The sequence below is a fragment of the Priestia sp. D51 genome (assembly GCF_053345675.1).
In genome coordinates, this window is sequence record NZ_JBLTIR010000008.1 from 101,075 (window position 1) to 116,049 (window position 14,975).

Annotated in this window: 25 protein-coding genes; 19 read left to right on the top strand and 6 right to left on the bottom strand. The window is 29.8% G+C overall.

Features of this window, described 5'->3' with window-relative positions; all coding sequences use genetic code 11:
- The first annotated feature begins 3 nt into the window (after nucleotides 1-3).
- From ACNHOZ_RS24205 to ACNHOZ_RS24240, 8 genes are all read left to right on the top strand, one after another.
- Nucleotides 4-255, top strand: coding sequence for a hypothetical protein (locus tag ACNHOZ_RS24205; RefSeq protein WP_447697328.1), 252 nt, complete (start codon nucleotides 4-6; stop codon nucleotides 253-255).
- 419 nt (nucleotides 256-674) lie between these two features.
- On the top strand, nucleotides 675-1,235 hold the full coding sequence (locus ACNHOZ_RS24210; RefSeq protein ID WP_154972815.1) for a hypothetical protein: 561 nt from the start codon (nucleotides 675-677) through the stop codon (nucleotides 1,233-1,235).
- A gap of 244 nt (nucleotides 1,236-1,479) precedes the next feature.
- Complete coding sequence (locus tag ACNHOZ_RS24215; RefSeq protein WP_447697329.1) at nucleotides 1,480-2,028, top strand: hypothetical protein; 549 nt, start codon at nucleotides 1,480-1,482, stop codon at nucleotides 2,026-2,028.
- A 147-nt stretch (nucleotides 2,029-2,175) separates the two neighbouring features.
- On the top strand, nucleotides 2,176-2,481 hold the full coding sequence (locus tag ACNHOZ_RS24220; protein ID WP_251440992.1) for a hypothetical protein: 306 nt from the start codon (nucleotides 2,176-2,178) through the stop codon (nucleotides 2,479-2,481).
- Nucleotides 2,482-2,546: 65 nt separating this feature from the next.
- Complete coding sequence (locus tag ACNHOZ_RS24225) at nucleotides 2,547-3,227, top strand: hypothetical protein (protein ID WP_447697330.1); 681 nt, start codon at nucleotides 2,547-2,549, stop codon at nucleotides 3,225-3,227.
- Nucleotides 3,228-3,657: 430 nt separating this feature from the next.
- Complete coding sequence (locus tag ACNHOZ_RS24230) at nucleotides 3,658-3,951, top strand: hypothetical protein (protein WP_153252743.1); 294 nt, start codon at nucleotides 3,658-3,660, stop codon at nucleotides 3,949-3,951.
- 547 nt (nucleotides 3,952-4,498) lie between these two features.
- Nucleotides 4,499-4,846, top strand: coding sequence for a YxiJ-like family protein (locus ACNHOZ_RS24235; protein WP_264195339.1), 348 nt, complete (start codon nucleotides 4,499-4,501; stop codon nucleotides 4,844-4,846).
- Between the two features lie 174 nt (nucleotides 4,847-5,020).
- The gene (locus ACNHOZ_RS24240) at nucleotides 5,021-5,317 is read left to right on the top strand and encodes a hypothetical protein (protein ID WP_447697331.1); all 297 of its coding nucleotides are present in this window, start codon (nucleotides 5,021-5,023) and stop codon (nucleotides 5,315-5,317) included.
- Between the two features lie 191 nt (nucleotides 5,318-5,508).
- Here ACNHOZ_RS24240 and ACNHOZ_RS24245 read toward each other — a convergent pair whose 3' ends face one another.
- Together ACNHOZ_RS24245 and ACNHOZ_RS24250 are read right to left on the bottom strand one after the other, a co-directional pair.
- Nucleotides 5,509-6,366, bottom strand: a complete 858-nt coding sequence (locus ACNHOZ_RS24245; RefSeq protein ID WP_226701695.1) for a permease prefix domain 1-containing protein — start codon at nucleotides 6,364-6,366, stop codon at nucleotides 5,509-5,511.
- Entirely contained in the window at nucleotides 6,363-6,701 is a 339-nt protein-coding gene (locus ACNHOZ_RS24250) for a PadR family transcriptional regulator (RefSeq protein WP_447697332.1), read from the bottom strand. The genes ACNHOZ_RS24245 and ACNHOZ_RS24250 overlap by 4 nt, the downstream gene beginning before the upstream one ends.
- Nucleotides 6,702-7,014: 313 nt before the next feature.
- Here ACNHOZ_RS24250 and ACNHOZ_RS24255 point away from each other — a divergent pair, with 313 nt between their 5' ends.
- On the top strand, nucleotides 7,015-7,563 hold the full coding sequence (locus ACNHOZ_RS24255) for a hypothetical protein (protein WP_447697333.1): 549 nt from the start codon (nucleotides 7,015-7,017) through the stop codon (nucleotides 7,561-7,563).
- Between the two features lie 93 nt (nucleotides 7,564-7,656).
- Here the strand turns inward: ACNHOZ_RS24255 and ACNHOZ_RS24260 are convergent, their stop codons facing one another.
- On the bottom strand, nucleotides 7,657-8,094 hold the full coding sequence (locus ACNHOZ_RS24260) for a hypothetical protein (protein ID WP_226701697.1): 438 nt from the start codon (nucleotides 8,092-8,094) through the stop codon (nucleotides 7,657-7,659).
- 248 nt (nucleotides 8,095-8,342) lie between these two features.
- On the opposite strand from ACNHOZ_RS24260, the gene ACNHOZ_RS24265 reads away from it, so the two are divergent.
- The 5 genes from ACNHOZ_RS24265 to ACNHOZ_RS24285 all read left to right on the top strand — a co-directional run bounded on the left by ACNHOZ_RS24265 (nucleotide 8,343) and on the right by ACNHOZ_RS24285 (nucleotide 10,574).
- Entirely contained in the window at nucleotides 8,343-8,666 is a 324-nt protein-coding gene (locus tag ACNHOZ_RS24265; RefSeq protein WP_394557904.1) for a hypothetical protein, read from the top strand.
- A gap of 286 nt (nucleotides 8,667-8,952) precedes the next feature.
- Nucleotides 8,953-9,429: a YrvL family regulatory protein gene (locus ACNHOZ_RS24270; protein ID WP_394557905.1), complete on the top strand. Its 477-nt coding sequence runs from the start codon at nucleotides 8,953-8,955 to the stop codon at nucleotides 9,427-9,429.
- A 151-nt stretch (nucleotides 9,430-9,580) separates the two neighbouring features.
- Nucleotides 9,581-9,757, top strand: coding sequence for a hypothetical protein (locus ACNHOZ_RS24275; protein WP_251388712.1), 177 nt, complete (start codon nucleotides 9,581-9,583; stop codon nucleotides 9,755-9,757).
- 224 nt (nucleotides 9,758-9,981) lie between these two features.
- Nucleotides 9,982-10,284 carry a hypothetical protein gene (locus ACNHOZ_RS24280; protein ID WP_394557906.1) on the top strand — a complete coding sequence of 101 codons (303 nt, stop codon included), beginning with the start codon at nucleotides 9,982-9,984 and terminating at the stop codon, nucleotides 10,282-10,284.
- 128 nt (nucleotides 10,285-10,412) lie between these two features.
- On the top strand, nucleotides 10,413-10,574 hold the full coding sequence (locus ACNHOZ_RS24285) for a hypothetical protein (RefSeq protein ID WP_235907366.1): 162 nt from the start codon (nucleotides 10,413-10,415) through the stop codon (nucleotides 10,572-10,574).
- Between the two features lie 63 nt (nucleotides 10,575-10,637).
- Here ACNHOZ_RS24285 and ACNHOZ_RS24290 read toward each other — a convergent pair whose 3' ends face one another.
- Nucleotides 10,638-10,946, bottom strand: a complete 309-nt coding sequence (locus ACNHOZ_RS24290; RefSeq protein ID WP_394557907.1) for a hypothetical protein — start codon at nucleotides 10,944-10,946, stop codon at nucleotides 10,638-10,640.
- A 240-nt stretch (nucleotides 10,947-11,186) separates the two neighbouring features.
- Between ACNHOZ_RS24290 and ACNHOZ_RS24295 the strand changes: the two genes are divergently transcribed.
- Nucleotides 11,187-11,534 carry a YxiJ family protein gene (locus ACNHOZ_RS24295; RefSeq protein ID WP_349803212.1) on the top strand — a complete coding sequence of 116 codons (348 nt, stop codon included), beginning with the start codon at nucleotides 11,187-11,189 and terminating at the stop codon, nucleotides 11,532-11,534.
- 170 nt (nucleotides 11,535-11,704) lie between these two features.
- Entirely contained in the window at nucleotides 11,705-12,001 is a 297-nt protein-coding gene (locus ACNHOZ_RS24300; protein WP_328575487.1) for a hypothetical protein, read from the top strand.
- A gap of 215 nt (nucleotides 12,002-12,216) precedes the next feature.
- Here the strand turns inward: ACNHOZ_RS24300 and ACNHOZ_RS24305 are convergent, their stop codons facing one another.
- A complete protein-coding gene (locus ACNHOZ_RS24305) occupies nucleotides 12,217-12,411 on the bottom strand; it encodes a DUF4083 domain-containing protein (protein WP_328575560.1) in 195 nt (64 codons plus the stop codon).
- Nucleotides 12,412-12,595: 184 nt separating this feature from the next.
- Entirely contained in the window at nucleotides 12,596-12,724 is a 129-nt protein-coding gene (locus tag ACNHOZ_RS24310; RefSeq protein ID WP_328575488.1) for a hypothetical protein, read from the bottom strand.
- Nucleotides 12,725-12,861: 137 nt separating this feature from the next.
- Between ACNHOZ_RS24310 and ACNHOZ_RS24315 the strand changes: the two genes are divergently transcribed.
- From ACNHOZ_RS24315 to ACNHOZ_RS24325, 3 genes are all read left to right on the top strand, one after another.
- Nucleotides 12,862-13,104: a hypothetical protein gene (locus ACNHOZ_RS24315; protein WP_394557868.1), complete on the top strand. Its 243-nt coding sequence runs from the start codon at nucleotides 12,862-12,864 to the stop codon at nucleotides 13,102-13,104.
- A gap of 189 nt (nucleotides 13,105-13,293) precedes the next feature.
- Nucleotides 13,294-14,079 (top strand): MerR family transcriptional regulator, encoded by a 786-nt coding sequence (locus tag ACNHOZ_RS24320; protein ID WP_447697334.1) that lies wholly within the window; start codon nucleotides 13,294-13,296, stop codon nucleotides 14,077-14,079.
- A gap of 189 nt (nucleotides 14,080-14,268) precedes the next feature.
- Complete coding sequence (locus ACNHOZ_RS24325; protein ID WP_221786039.1) at nucleotides 14,269-14,568, top strand: hypothetical protein; 300 nt, start codon at nucleotides 14,269-14,271, stop codon at nucleotides 14,566-14,568.
- Nucleotides 14,569-14,975: the final 407 nt, after the last annotated feature.

A 14,975-nucleotide genomic window follows, 5' to 3' on the forward strand; every position in this document is an offset into this window, starting at 1 on the left:
AAAATGAAGAAAACTAAATTTGAAGAGGTCAGAAAGTATATTAAGTATAATGAAGATGATATTTTAGAAATTTTATCCGAATACTTATATACTGATTGTGAAACTGAAACTATTCAATCTAAGGCAGCCTTAATTGGAGAACCTGGGAAGGACCTTCGATTTGTAGCTGTTGTAGGCGATGGTGAAGATGATGAAATTGCTGAGGTAGATTTAGAAGATATCGACCGTACTATAGAGTTTAATGGTTCTCATTAAACCACTATATATTCTATAATTTATTTTTTAATAGTAAAGATTTTTGTAAGATGTATAATTGTAAAAAAGCCTGTCTTATTATATATACAGGCTTTTTTATATTTTCCTGGATTCTCTTATACTAAGTTATATTTAACCATTATCACGGTTTATATTAATTACATTTTTCTTCCTTTTACCCTACTATAAATGTTCGTAAAAGTGTATTCATTCCAAAGTACGTTCGTAATTTATTTTTAAACTTAAACAAACGCCCAAAATAATAGGTTTTCTATACAAATGAAAAGTTCGTAAAGGTATACTTTTGTGAACATTATTTACTTTATAGGAAAAAATACACTAGAGTCCCTTTCTTCTATGTACCTATTAATGTAAAATTATCCTTATGTTTAAATTTTTGGATAAAGAAAGGGAATTCTATGAAATCTTTAGTAAAAGTAACATGTACAGCATTTATACTTACAAGTTTAATGGCAGCTTGTAATGAACAAACGACATCAACAAAGCAAGAAGAAACAAATCATAAAGTAGAAGCAGCTACTCAATCAAAGAAATCAAAAGAAATGTCTGAGGAAGAACGACTGGAAAAGGGTATTCTGCTATATGGTCAAAGCTCAAAAGGCGGATATTACGGAGCCACAGTTGAAAATGCAAAATATGAAAAAGCAGATAAAACAGGGTACATTACGGCTCGTATTACGATTAATAATGTTCGAGAGGATCAAAAAACAATCGATCTTTCGGAGATAAAATATTCCGTTAAAGATGAAAAGACGGGAAAAACTTATAAAGGCCAAGCCACGCCTATGTACGAGGATAAATTTAAAACTGTTCCAGCTGGCTATTCTTTAACTTTTGAAGTTTCATTTATGATGGAAAAACCGCCAAAAGACTTAAACAATATGTATTTATATATGGATAGTAAAGTTGATCCATTTACTGATACCCATTGGAAACTTGATAACTTAGTATCTAAATAAGCAAGGACGCCCAATAGGCGTCTTTTCTTATTTAAAGAACTATACATAAAAGGCTAGGGATTATATAGTCAGTATTATTTTCACTATGTATTAAAAAACGTCTTTCTATAATGGGTGCTTATGTAAAATAAGGGCGTATAATGTATTTAATTAATAAAATGACTTTTATGATAAAATTAATTTTGTTTTGTAATATATTACACATTTACAAAAAGAAAGTCATTACAGATATGAGGAGAAAATAATGAAAAAATTAAGATTGCTATTTGTATGTATAGTAGTAACAGGTTTGTTAATTTTCAGTGCTGTAAATATTCTTAATTTTATGGACAGTAAATCTGAGGCTATGGAAACTAAAGCAGCGCAGGTTAACGAAAAGGTGGATATAGCAAACCGTGAAGATGAAAATGTAAAGAAAGCTATTCTTAAGGTTAATAACTCTCTGTCAAACATGATGGATAGTTATAAAGAAGAACAAGCAACCCGTTTTGTAGAGGATAATCGTTCACAGTTAATTAAAGACCAAAAGTTAATTGCAGATCAAACCTATAATATTCACAATAAAAAAATACGCAAAGATATACAAAATGTAGTAGGTCTGTATAGTATTTTTATCTATGAAGCTCCAGATGGTGAAAAACTTTCTGATGCTCAGGGTATTCTACAGGATATAGAGGATATTATGAACGGCCATACACAACAGAAAGGGAAAAGTGGTTATTCACATTTTGCTGAAGGTAAGCACTCAAAAGATGTCGACTATGCTGCTAATGTCTTTTATGGAGAATCTTAAAGTAATTAAAGATTCATATTTACTTTAAACAAGTGGACTCATTCGTTAATCGGTTGAGTCCTTTTCGCTAATTATAATGAAGGTTATGCTAACTCTATTATAATTAAAAATAAATTAATACTCATTAGAAATGCGGTGAAATAAATAGTGGATGAAAAAACTATAGGAAAAATTACTCGTAATTTTGCAATAGCTGGTTGGATCTTTGTTTTTCTTTTTATTATCGGATACATATTTCCATTCTTCTTTATTTTAGGTTTTTTAGGCTGGGGAATAGGAGGTATTTTATTTTTCTTTAATTTCTTGTGCTTAATTTGGTTAGTTATTTGTGTTTGCAAAAATGTAAAAGATAAATTTTACATCAGACATTTGATTTTAACTGTCTCATTTGTAATTGTCTATCCTATATTTTTTTATATTGTTCTTAAAAATGCTCACAGTCTTTTAAATTAGATGTTAAGTTTTTATAAAATATTTGTTCCTTAGATTCCGGTATTTTACGTTAATGGAGTGAGAAAATGACAAATGCAAAATTGTTTACAGCTATTTATATACCATATACACCTTTTCAAGATGAAGTACTAAAACCAAAGAATGCTAGAAAATATAAATTTAAGTTGGAAGAAAGTGAACGTCTAACAACTACTCTTTACCGTTTTGTTTATAGCAAAAAGGAGAAACAAATAAATTGTTTTTACATAGTTGATGATTGGGAAGATCCTTATCGTTATCTCTTTATAGAAAATAACGAATTATATGATGAATTTACATCTCAATTTGGAGTAGCAGGCGTTCAAGGCGGTTATTGGGAATTCGGAATGGATACATATTTAGATACCGATTCTCCTGAAATCATATTTAAAAAATTAAATAAGGCTATAAATCATGGTTATGATGAAGACACGCCTATGCCAATATGTCATATATACGGTCAAGATATGTGGCACGGAGATGCTTTTATCGTAGCTAATCGTACAGCACTAGAAGAAATGCGTAATGCTATTGATATTGCTTTAAAACATGGAGAAATCAGAACAACTTTATCACCTTCTGATAATGAGGGATATGACTTATTTATTTCTTGTGTAGAGGATAAATTTGATTGGGACTCGGTAGGAATGCCTTATCATGACCACGAATTTTTTGAAAAACCTAAAGTTCCTGTTAAAGCTTTTAGAAGGTACAAAATTAAGAAGTAATCAGATATTTTCCCCTTTTATCTTTAAATTTATTGAAAGCATGCTATAAGATCTAAAAATAAAAAGCTATCTTATGGAATAAGATAGCTCTTTCAGTAAGTGGTGATTAACTTACTAATCGACTTGTAAATTATAAATAATTGGATAATAAAGTAAATTATTTTCACTCTTCGGCATATGAATAAAAGGTGCACTTTTTATTCATCTTTAGGTCATTAATCATGATAAGAAAAGCTGTCATATCAAGGATGTATAAAAAGCTGCATAAAGAAGAAACAAGGCCTCATCGAGAACCCTACTCCCAAAAGGGTTCTCTTTTTTGATGTGTTCCGGAAAGAGTGTTTATGTAAACTAGACTTGTATACGATATACATATTTTATAATTTGGTTTTATATGGTATTATTTTCTTTATTTGGAGGTAATATTCAATTGAGTATAAACAAAGAATTTAAGTCTATTTTTTTAACAGTTTGCTTATTAATAGTTACTTTGATTGTCTTTACTCTTGGTAGAACGTTTCCTAATGATATTGGTAGATTAGATGTCACTTTATGGATATATCTATTTATAGATATTGGGTTTATTGTTTCTCTAATTTTAGGAATAAGAACTAAAAAGCCAAGAATTATGTGGTTCAGTATTATAGCTAATGGAATGTTAATTATTTTATTGTCTGCTTTTATGTTTTTATTAGCTATTGCTTATGGGATTTCTGGACCCTAAATACTCAAAAAAGCCTTGTATTTATCTATAAGGCTTTTTTGAGTTCCTAGAATATTGATTATGGTAATTACAAATTAGATATCTTATGTATTTTTCTTTTTATTTGGTTTTAAATACTTCGTAAAATAAGCAGCAAGTAATAGCAATATCATATTAACGATCCAACTTATTGTACCGTTATAATTTAGCCACATCGATAAAAAACAATTAATGGATATGATATAAAAACATAAACTGGAAAGAAGTTCTTTAGGTTGGAAACCTACCTTTTTTATCCTAGCTCTTAGAATAAAAAAGTAGAGCACAGTTGTTAGTACTAAAAGTGGTATTACTACATGTAACAAATAAAATACACTCCTATTTCTTTAAATCCTCTTAAGGGTCATTTTACCATATAATCGAATCTGTGCCGATAACGCTGACTATGTTAACTAAAAGTATATAGAGGATACACATATCTTTTATAGTGAACCTTGTGTAAACAGTGGTAAGATAAAGCTCTACATAACAAGAAAAGGTGGAGTTTAATATAAGGAAACTAACTATATTGGATGAATTAAAAAAGCTTAATGATGATTTGTATCATCCATTTCCTCATGAAGACATTTGTAAAATACAAGATAAATTTAGTGTGAAATTACATGAAGACGACCTGTTAACCGCAGACTTTAATAGCTATTGGATGAATATTGCTGGCAGTTTAAGTTATATGTTAAAAGGTAAAACCAAGAAAATTCCTCGAAATCAGATCGATGAATTAAAGTTAACTTTTTTTGAAGCCTTTCCCCAATATTCTTTTTTAGAAGAAGAGATTTCTACCTATCCAAATTTGTATGAAGAATATAAGGTTTATGAGAAAGCAAGAGAGCTCATGTTAAGTTATTTATTTAATTAAAGCGAGTAAAAAAAAGAGACGACTTTCTAAATAGCCGTCTCTTTTTTGCGGATAAACTACATTATGTGAACTAAGGTTGTATATGATATACATGGTGAAACAAGCTCAATTATTTGATAAAATGGAAATATATTGATTTTAGAAATAGAATAATGAATAGAGAGGAACATATCAATGCTTGGGGATACTTTTACACTTTTTAGACCGGTTTATTATTTAATAACTCTTCTTTTAGTATGTAACTTCATGTATGTAGTGTTTTTAAACAATAAAATTAGAGCAACTAGCTATATATTATTCAACTCCTTATTCTTTGTAATAATTGCAGCAGTTTTATTGTTTCAAGAAGGGATAATTGTGGATGAAACAAACTTAGCAGGAGATCCATTAACTTTTGATTTAACAATATTTTTTGGGGTTTTACTTATAGCTAGCTTCATTTTTAGAAATAGAAAGAAGAGGACAGCTTAAAATCTCCTCTTCTTTGTGTTGTTACCGATAAAAGGTTTTATTAAAATTCAGCGTGAATAATAGCATACCTAGCATGAGAAGGACTAGAATTAGAACAAATGAGCTCAAACTAAAATATTTCATTAGTCCTTTCTCGTGTTTTTCAAAAGCTATTACTCCACATGAAAAGCCAGCCAGATAAATTGTGACTCCTAAATGTAATCCTCATAAAATTCATCATGTTTGCTAGGGATAAGACCTTGTTTTGCTGTAAAATAATAAATTAAATAGCCTAGAATATTAAAGAATACAAACATGAAAACCCATCCAATTCGTAACCTTTTTTGATGATAGGCATTAATAATTGCCCAAATAGTAAACAGGGTCCAGTAGACAGTCATTCCCACAAACAAGACGGCGGCTTCTAATCGACTAAAGCTTCTATTATCTATTGAAACGAACCATTGTTCATCACCATTTCCAAATGTGTGAAAGTTTGCTCCTAACCATTTTGGAGCCCAAATGGTTCTTTGATATTGAAAATCTGGCTGCACTCCCTTCCAGTGATAGTCAATATAATTTTCGCCAGATCGGCTTATTATATTTTTTGATTTATAAATAGTAACCCCAGAAACATAGTTTGTGTCTTCTACTAACGCTTCTATTTTTCTTTTCATGTCTCTGGTTATCACATCTTTATCTTTCAATTCATAGGATATCAATGAACCTGTGTCAGATATTCCTTGAGCTGTTGATTCTTCCACTTTCCAAAGAAAATAAAAGCTGGACATTGTGACGATTAAACATACTACTGCTATGTATAGGATGCGCTTTGCAAATATCTTCTGTATTTCAAACAATTGTCCAATCACATTTCGTATTTCTTTTTCTTCACCAAACCGTTTAATTGCTATTACAATGGCCTGTTGTTCTGTTTTGCCTTCTGCTTTTAATTCATGGACGGCTTCCAACAGATGATTGGTCATTTCTGCTTTCAGCTCATTAATTTCTTGTTGATCTCCTTCTACATTCAGGTACATAGAATCCACAAATTTTTCTATTCTCTTCACTTAGTGCCTCCCCATAAAAAAGAATCCATCATTTTCTTTACAAATTGCCATTCTAAACGCTTGGCTTCAAAGTTTTGCGTACCTAATGATGTGACTTTATAATATTTCCTTCTTCCACCAGGGCCTTGTTCATCTCCCCAGTACGAAGAAACCCAATTGTTTTTTTCCAGTCTCTTTAAAGACAAATAAAGAGTCCCTTCTTTTAATTCGAATTGTTCTTCACTTTTTTCACGAACAATCTTAGCCAATTCATAACCATACATATCCCGTTGATGCAGTAACGATAAGATTAGCGTATCAATATGCCCTTTCAAAATTTCTCTACTAATTTCCAAGTTATCCACCTCTTATGAAATTATAAAAAATAATACCTTTTAATACAAGGTATTATCAAAAATATGTCGCATGAAATATAGAATTAACTCCTTCTTTCTGTGAACATGTAATAAGAGATTAATTGTTTTCCTTTTTTGTAGAAAAATGTGAAATGATTGTATGCTTTTTCGCTTCTCATAATACGAATTAGGGTAACTAGCGTTTTATAATATATTCAACTCATAAAATGGCTTTTATGATAAAATTAATCTACTTTTGTAATATATTACATATTTACAAAAAGAAAGTCATTACAGATATGAGGAGAAAATAATGAAAAACTTAAGATTGCTATTTGTATGTATAGTGGTAACAGGGTTGTTAATTTTCGTTGCCGTAAACGTCTTTAATTTTATGGACAGTAAATCTGAAGCCATGGAAACTAAAGCAGCGCAGGTTAATGAAAAGGTGGATATAGCAAACCGTGAAGATGATAATGTAAAGAAAGCTATTCGTAAGGTTAATAACTCCCTGTCAATTATGATGGACAGTTATAAAGAAGAACAAGCAACCAGTTTTGTAGAGGCTAACCGTTCGCAGTTAATTAAAGACCAAAAGTTAATTGCAGATCAAACTTATAATATTCATAATGAAAAAATACGCAAAGATATACAAAATGTAGTAGGTCTGTATAGTATTTTTATTTATGAAGCTCCAGATGGTGAGAAATTGTCTGATGCCCAGGGTATTCTACAAGATATAGAGGATATTATGAACGGCCATACACAACAGAAAGGGAAGAGTGGTTATTCGCATTTTGCTGAAGGTAAGCACTCAAAAGATGTTGACTATGCTGCTAACGCCTTTTATGGAGAATCTTAAAGCAATTAGTGTTAAATATATTTTGACACTATCAATTTAAACAAGAAGAGCCTTTCGGGGCTCTTCTTGTTTTATGTATCAGCTCTTGCCGAATTAAAAATTTTGTTCAAGCGCAGAGCTTCGTTGTATTTCTTGTGTGTTAAAGTCATATCGAATAACCTCTGTTTTATGTTCATATCTCATAGTTATTTTAATTTGTTTATCGTTTTGCCAATTAAGCTCATATTGATTTTGACCATTTTGTCTCATAGTGTTTGCTACTTTGATTTGTTCTTTATCTACTATTGTTCTAGATTGGTCTTTAAAGTAGACATTTACCTTATGAGGACCGTTCCATAAACTGTTCCCATATTCATCAATTTCTACTTGATTAACCTTATTAGGAGATTCACTTGTTAAGAAAGGGGTCTCTTTAAAATACATCCAGTAGATCATATATAAAATTAAAATGATAAAGAGAATACCTAAAAGTTTAAAGGATAGCAGCTTTCTTCTCTTTTTATTTTTAACTTCAGCCTGAGTAAATTCCATTTTATCTCCACTTTCTTTATACTTAATTATGTAATATTCCCCTTTTTTATTAAAACATGGATTAAGCCATAAAGAAAATATTGATTCCTATAAGCTACATTATGGTAACTAAGGTTATATATACATTTGACGAAAATTGGGTTCAAAACCTAGGTACATACTGAGCATATCTGATACATTTAAGATTGTTGTAAATAATAATATCTATGTTATTACAGTAATACTAAGATAGGGGATTTTAAACAGTAATGAAGTACGATGAATACGAACTGCTTGAGTTATTTGAAGATGAACCTGTAGTAATGGTCGATGAACAGACTGGTATGTTTATGTATAGTAAAGATGACGATCATGGCTTTTATTTGTTATTGGTGATGTCGGTACATGAAAGTCAATGTAGCGTAAGCTTAGGTTATAAACATTTTAAGGGATTAATCTTTGATTTTGAATTAGAAGATATTAGAGAAATTAAAGGTGAGAATAATCGCTTAACCATTCTGGGGAATGACGGTAACAGAGAAGTAAAAATTAGTTTCAAGCCGCACTTTTCGTTAAAAACTGTAAAATTGTAGTTTTAACTAAACCTTTGCTAGCTAGAATTGGTTTTATGTTAACTAAGGGTGTATATACACATTAATTATATCGTTTAAAGAGATTGATTTACTAAAAACCATTTTTGTATATAATTGGATGAAAGGAGGTTTTTTATGACTTATAATAAGAATAACTTAAAGCTAGTAGGGGCTACTTTATTTGGATCTGGAATTGGAGCCATCTTAGGAATACTAGCTTATACTCACAATTGGCTAGGATAAATACATTAAAGAAAAATTAGCAGCAAGGGGTGTAAATGTTAACTTGAAAGCAAAGAAAACTGGACCCTCTCACAATATATCTAATTTTTTTGCTAAATCATTTACTGTTATTCTTATAACTTTAATTGTTATTATTGCTATTTCATTAATGCTAGGAGCATTTGTGTTTGGATTTATTGGTTTATTTAAAATATTTGGGGTACAATACGAATCATTTCTATCTCTATTAATATTCCTCTTACTGTTTTTTATTATTGGATTTATAGTTGATTTACTATCCATATTTCTTATTAATACATTTTCTCAACAAATTAGAAATTCTAAAAGAAAATTCCTAGTGAGACTGGTCATTGAGTGTAGCTTTGCTTGGTTTGCTATACATACTGCTGATGAATTAATTAGAAGCATTACTATTCCCTCTATAACTGAGCTTATAGCTGTGTTTCTTCTCTTTTTGTTAGAAGTGGTAATGGATATGAATAGCAAAGGAGAAAATAATAAGAGCTCACTGGTACCTTGAAGTCTTTGGGATTCTGGTGCAAAGATTACTTCAACCTAAAAGAACACCTTTCATAAATATAGCTGTAAGAAAAAAAGGTAATGTATATTATGTTTTATATTTCATAACACTGGCTCCAATTGTTTGTTCAATATTCAAGGGAGGGATGTTAATGAAAAATATATCGAAACATCATGATCTCCAACGAAAATACAGAGAAAAGCTACAAAACAAACAAGAATTAAACACATATGTGAGAGGTTGGTTCTTGTTTGTTTTATTTGCTGTACTTCTCGTAGTATGGAGTTATTTTTTTGGCGGAACGTTTATGCCTTACCGAACAATGTAGGAAAATGAACGTTAATATTTTTATAGTATTATAAATTAATGTCATAAAAAGCAGAACACCACATTTGATGTTCTGCTTTTTATATTAATACCATCTATATTAGGAAAAATATTTAGTTAATAGTTTTCTTTTGTTACATTGAAAAAAATAAAAATTAGTGTAAAATTACACTAATCGGATAAAATATATCTTATTTAGAGTTTGTTTTGGAGGTGTAATATATAGTGAAAGCTAATGTATTTATATGTACTTTTCTATTTTCAGCTACTGTATTAGCAATATTTGGTCAAGATATTTCTTATTTTATGGATAAGAACATAATAAAGTTAAATCCAATCTACTACCTGACTGTTATAACAGGTATAAGCATTTTTTTATATCTAATTACAATTGTATTGACTTACATATTCAATAAAAAAAATAAACTTAAAAAGAGTACCCTGGATGTTTATTGGCTTGTTGTTTTAGGACTTAGTTTGTTTGTTTCCCTATGGTCAATATTTGTTTTAGTTATGTGGTGGGGATAATTTTATTAATACTGATAACTTCCACTTAAGCTGTATTAGGTAAACTGGTTTTGTATATGGCATTCATTGATTTTTCTCTCTTTATAATGTGTTAAAATGTAATTATAAGGAAAAAAGGAGATGGTAAAATGGAATTTATTATAACCTTATTTGTTTTTCTTTTTTTGCTTGCAATTAGTTCAACTTTAAATATACTTTTGAAAATGACAGATAAAAAGGATTGGATCATCTCTTTGCTATTAAGCATGATTTTATCGATTACAATAGTGACAGTCTTGGGAGCAACATAAAGGTAAGAAGCCGTAGGAACTGCTTGTTCCTATGGCTTCTTGTTTGATTTATATATATTAGATTTAACTGACTTCTACTTCCATGTAAGGGATACCAAAAAAAGTGTAGTACGTAACGCGATAATTTTTAATTGATTTTCGCTCTACAGTGTTCCACTGATGTCCATTTGATTTGGCTTGGTAACTCTGCACCATAAATTTGTCCAGTGGTCTAAGTGACCACTTTCGGAAATCTCCTTCAAGTTGTTCTACCTTTTTTTCTTCTGTTGAACTTAAATCCTCTGTTTCATTACTTATTATTCGCGGTATACCAATAGCTAAAATAGTAGTAATTCCAATGATAATGCCCCACTTCCACAAGCGCTTTTTCACCTTGGATATTTCTCCCTTTTTATTTCATTATAATATATCTGTTGATATACCACTAATACATTATTCTAATTAAACTAGTAATCATTCCTTGTTATATTTCTTCTTAAAATGGTGACTATGTTAACTAAAAGTATATAGAGGATGCACGTATCTTTTGTATTGAACCTTGTGTAAACAGTGGTAAGATAAAGCTCTACATAACAAGAAAAGGTGGAGTTTAATATAAGGAAACTAACTATATTGGATGAATTAAAAAAGCTTAATGATGATTTGTATCATCCATTTCCTCATGAAGACATTTGTAAAATACAAGATAAATTTAGTGTGAAATTACATGAAGACGACCTGTTAACCGCAGACTTTAATAGCTATTGGATGAATATTGCTGGCAGTTTAAGTTATATGTTGAGAGGTAAAACGAAGAAAATTCCTCAAAATCAGATTGATGAATTAAAGTTGACTTTTTTTGAAATTTTCCCTCAATATTCTCTTTTAGAAAAAGAAATCTCTACCTATACAAATTTGTACGAAGAATATAAAATTTATGAGAAAACAAGAGAGCTCATGTTACGTTATTTATTTAATTAAAGCGAGTAAAGAAAAAGAGACGACTTTCTAAATAGCCGTCTCTTTTTTTGCGGATAAACTACATTATGTGAACTAAGGTTGTATACATATGGTGAAAAAAGCTCAATTTTTTGATAAAATGGAAATATATTGATTGAAAAATAGGACAATGAATAGAGAGGAACATATCAATGCTTGGTGATACTTTTACACTTTTTAGACCGGTTTATTATTTAATAACATTGCTTTTAGTATGTAACTTCGTATATGTAGTTTTTTTAAACAATAAAATTAGAGCAACTAGCTATATATTATTCAATTCCTTATTCTTTGTAATAATTGCAGCAGTTTTATTGTTTCAAGAAGGGATAATTGTCGATGAAACAAACTTAGCAGGAGATCCATTAACTTTTGATTTAACGATATTTTTTGGGGTTTTACTTATAGTTAGCTTTATTTTTAGAAATAGAAAGAAGAGGAAAGCTTAAAATTTCCTCTTCTTTGTGTTTTTACCGATAATTTTGATTATGGTAACTAGATTTGTATAGGATATACATAAATTTAGCGTCTCTTTTTATCATGCTCTTTCTGAGTGTCTTTTATTGTTTTAGTCATAGCGAAGAATATAATTAATACTATAACGAGGCCAAGTACAATTCCTCCAAACAATAAGCTACCCCCTTCCTAATTCTTGACTAATCTGTTAGTCTTTTTTCTCTTTTTCAAGCAATTCAATTATTTTATCAAGTTTCTTATCGAGTTCGATTGAATGGTTGGTTTTTAAAGAAGAGTTAATAAGCAACCTTCGGATGAATAGGCTAAAGGAAACTATAAACAAAGCAATAAGACCAATGACTATAACAAGGTATACTATTGAGAGCAGATTGAAGCTATCTATGACACATCACCCTTTTCTATTTTTAGATAATATATCGTATTATTATGATTTCAAGCTTTTATATTTAACTAATTTTCAAAAGTATTTCCGATAAACAACCATTATGTTAAATATGGGTATATATTTAAAAAGAAAGGATTCTAGCTTTTCATAAAAGAAATGTTAGAATCTCTTTTTTATTTCTTTAAGATGGTAATTTTTTTGAACTTCTGACGACTTTGCTTGCAGCAAAAGAAAAAGCATCTGGAACATAGAAAATAACACTTAAGATTCCTCTCATAACTAACTTGGTCAGTGAAAAAGCTAATTCCATTATCCATCCCCTCCTTCTTATTACATATTTTACTGAAAATTCTTTATGTATACAGTTCTATAAAAACATTATGGTAGCTAATTTTTTAACCTAAACTATTACTTTAGTGTTATTTTTAGTAATAGGGAGAGTGGGATATGAATTTAAAAAAGAGCCAGTCTTATATTGATTTAACAATAAGAAATTGGGATAACACAGAATTTAGCATTAAGTTGTGGGAAATGTGTGAAGAAGCTAGAAAATATGAAAATGATCAGGTTGAAGTCCATCAAGTAGTAAATTTAGGGAAACGTAAAGGAGAATGGCATTATTTAATTATCATAAATATCAGTCAAAATTTAGATAATTTGGGGGCACTGGTAGAAAGTAATTATAGATGATTAAACTCCTCTACCCTATATGAGCTAGAAGAGTTTTTTGGTTCCTGTAAGCTGTTTTATGTTAACTAAGTTTATTATCATATAATACAAAACCTAAATTTTAAAAATTAACGCTTGAACCTCCAGTTACGTCAGGTATTATGATGAAATTAATTAGATTAATACTAGATTGTCAGGAGGTTATATAAGTTGGGTAATGATGTAAGTTTCTCAATTGGTAAATTTTCTAAGAAAACGGGTGTTTCAATAAGAACACTGCATTATTACGACGAAATAGGGCTACTCAAAGCTCAAAAAGACCTTAATTCCGGTCATCGCCTATATGAAGAGGATCATATAGTAAAACTTCAAAAAATTGTAGCATTAAAATTCTTAGGTTATAACCTAGAAGAAATAGGATTGATGCTAACAAATAAAAGTCTAAACTTAAACTTAGAGAACACTTTAATTCAACAGAAAAAAGCATTTGAGAAAAAAAAGGAGCATTTAGACAAAGTTCTGAAGGCAATTAATCAGACGATTTCTTTATTAGATGATCAAGAGGATGTTCCAAGTGAAATATTAATTAGTTTGATTAATAACATTCAAAATGAAGAAGATCAACGTACATGGCTTGAGCATTTCACTTCTAAAGAGATTGCGGATAAGGTTTATAATAAATCTGACGAGGAGAGTTTGTCCTTAGATAAAGAATTTATTTATTTATCGAGAGAAGTGAAAAGGTTAGTTGGAAAACCAGTTCATGATCCAGAAGTACAAGAGTTGGCAAATAAGCATTTGCAGGCATCTCTTAAATACGTTGGTGAGGAGGCTATGCATGCCTTTGGAGAATTAGAGGATGAGGAGATAGGAGATTTTCAAAGTATGATAGCATCTCCTTATACAGAGGAAGAAGAAAAATGGTTAGACCAAGTGATAGAATATTATATGGTTCAAAATGGAATGTATAATCCCAACCAACATAAGGGTAGATAATTTCTTTTAAGCTAACTTATTAGCCAAGATAGTTAAAGAAACCTATAGAATTTTCTATAGGTTTCTTCTGCTACCTAGAAATAACGTTATGGTAGCTAGAAATATAATGCACTTCAACAAAAGGTATTTATTTCCTTTTAGACTGTATATTATAATGAATATGCGTTGCTAAAAATAGGAGGAAATTAGATGGAGAAATTCTTTAAAAATGCTTTAAAGGTATCAATAGCCTCTTTAGTCATTTCGATAACTTTATATGTAGTTATAATTGGATTGTTTCTTTTATCAGTTGTTACAGCAAATATTTTTGGTACTGTGATTAAGATTATTGTGCCTATTTTAACTTTAGTTACAATACTCGGGTTTATTTATTCTTTCTTTATAAAAGGTAAACAGAAAATTCCTTTTTTAACATTACATTTTGTTTCCTTATGTGCTCTTTCGTTTGGTATCTATCTTGCTGTCAGTTTTCAAGGGTTTGCGCCTTAATAAATATTTACATAAAAAAAGAACCCTTTGCTCATATAGGCAAAGGGTTTTCAAATTTATCGGAATAGGGGGAATACGTTATTAGTCTGACCAGATTTGTAGATTCATATACATATAACTTTAAAAATAAATATTTTGACCGACTCTGTTTTCAGAAGATAACCTCATTTAAACTTCATCTTTAGTTAAGTAAATATTAAAGTATTTTTTGTATTATTAAGGTTTTACTTTTTACACTAAATGACGACAAATATGGGCTTTTCCTTCTTATTATATACCAATTGTAGACGTCAAGTCGAATTGGCTCTTTCTCACTTTTGGTGAAGGCAAACGTCGCCATATGTCAAAGATATGCATTGTTTTTTCAGAAAAACAACTCTACCTACAATAATGGTATGAGCACTCTT